Genomic DNA, 2,446 nt, shown 5'->3' on the forward strand with positions numbered 1-2,446 from the left:
GACTCGATTTCAGACCTAGTGCTTCCCGCCACAACCGACAGCAAGAAGGTTTACAGCCAGTTTGTTGATTTTAGGGCAAGACAGGCTTGCGAAGGCGGCATGATTGTCGTGTTCAGCACATACCAGTCAATAGACGTAATCAGCGATGTTCAGAAACAAATAAACAATTTGGATAAAGACTCGTTTATTTTTGATTTGATTGTCTGCGACGAAGCCCACCGCACAACCGGTGTAAAGCAGAAGGACAAGAGCCAGTCTTCGTTCACAAAGGTACATTCAAACGGCAATATAAAAGCAAAAAAGCGCCTTTATATGACCGCTACTCCACGTCTTTATTCCAGCGACGCCCAAGCAAAAGCAAAGGAAAAGGAAGTTGAAGTCTGGTCAATGGACGATCCGCAAATGTTCGGTGAAGAAATCTACCGTATAGGATTCGGTGAGGCAGTCGAAAAACAGCTTCTTTCTGACTACAAAGTAATCGTTCTTACGCTCGATGAAAATTCCGTAGAGCCAAAGCTTTTGAATGAGCTTATGGAAGGAAACGCCGACTTAAAAGAAAGCGACGCTATAAAACTCATAGGGTGTATCAATGTTCTTTCAAAGCGGACAAACTATCTTACTGACAAGGAGCTGTTCAGCGACGTTGACCCGGAGCCGATGCGGTCGGCAGTCGCATTCTGCTCCAGCATAAAGAACTCAATTTATTTAAAAGACTCATTTAATGTGTGCCAGAAAGCGTATTATGAAAAAATGTCTGAGGAAGAACGGGAGCAGCTTGTCGCAGTTCAGGCGGAGCACGTTGACGGCGGAATGGGAAGCACAGTCCGTGAGGAAAAACTTGACTGGCTAAAGCATGCCGACCCAAATAAAAAAGAGTGCCGTGTTCTGAACAATGTGCGCTGCCTTAGCGAGGGCGTTGATGTTCCAAGCCTTGACGCAATAATGTTCCTTTCTTCAAGAAACAGCCAGGTCGATGTGGTTCAATCGGTAGGCCGGGTAATGCGAAAAGCCGAAGGCAAGAAATTTGGCTACATAATCATACCGGTTCTTGTGCCTGGGGATAAGAACGCAGATGAGATTTTGGACACAAGCGACGACTTCAAGATTGTATGGAGCGTGCTGAATGCTCTCCGTGCCCACGATGACCGCTTTAATGCGACAATCAACAAAATAGAGCTAAATAAAAAGAAGCCTAAAATCATAAACGTAACTGGCGGCGGCAACTTTGGCGGAAAGCCAATGGTCGGCGGCGACGATGACGACGGCGGTTCTGAACCAGTGCAAGGCACGCTCGACTTTGATGAGCTCCAGCAGGAATTATACGACAAGTTCCAGAAGCTTACCGGACAGGTTTTTGCCAAAATGGTAAACAAGTGCGGAAGCCGGCGCTACTGGGCAGACTGGGGAAAGGACGTAGGCGAAATAGCCAAGAGAAATATTGACCGCATAAACAGGCTGATTTCAGTTGATGGCGACCATAAGGACAAGTTCAACGCTTACTGGGAAGGACTAAAGAAGAACCTGAATCCTAGTGTAAGCCGGCATGACGCCGTAGAGATGCTGGCACAGCACATGATTACAAAACCAGTCTTTGAGGCTCTGTTCGGAAACGACCACTTTACCAAAGAAAACCCGGTTTCAAAATCGCTGGAAGAAATCGTTTCTCTTTTGGACGAAAAGAGCGAAAGCGGGGACTTGGAAAAACTGGAACGGTTCTATAACTCGGTAAAGCAGCGAGCCGAAGGAATTGACAATGCGGAAGGAAAACAGAAAGTCGTTGTTGAGCTTTACGACAGTTTTTTTAAGAACGCTTTCCCTATGACCGTCGAGAAGCTTGGAATTGTCTATACTCCGGTTCCAGTTGTGGACTTTATTATCCATAGCGTTGAGTGGGTTTTGAATAAAGAATTCGGACGTTCGCTCAGCGACGAGAAAGTTAACATAATCGACCCGTTTACAGGAACGGGAACGTTCATAACACGGCTCCTGCAGTCTGGAATTATTAAAAAAGAGGACTTGGCGCGAAAATACAGGCACGAGATTTTTGCCAACGAAATTGTGCTTTTGGCTTACTATATTGCAAGCGTGAACATAGAAAACGCCTACCACGACCTGATAAAGGACTGTCATTCTGAGCTTGATTCAGAACCTGAATACGAGCCGTTCGGCGGTATCTGCCTGACCGATACGTTCCAGCTGTATGAGAATGGAGACCCCACATTGGACGACAAGGTGTTCAGCGAAAACAGCGACCGTGTGAACGAGCAGAAAAAACAGCCTATTACCGTCGTTATGGGAAACCCTCCGTATTCTCTTGGACAGAAAGATGCAAATGATGATGCACAGAATCAAAAGTATCCTAAACTTGAAGCTAAAATAGCAGATACCTATGCGAGTTTATCAGAAGCAACAACTGTAAAAGCGGCTTATGACTCATACATAAAGG

Annotated in this window: 1 protein-coding gene; it reads left to right on the top strand. The window is 45.8% G+C overall.

All coding sequences use genetic code 11. From position 1 onward, the window contains the following. On the top strand, nt 1–2,446 hold a 2,446-nt coding region (locus tag B4N75_RS00920; protein WP_296706342.1), incomplete at both ends, for a helicase-related protein.

The organism is Treponema sp. UBA7570, from assembly GCA_002477955.1.
Lineage (GTDB): Bacteria > Spirochaetota > Spirochaetia > Treponematales > Treponemataceae > Treponema_D.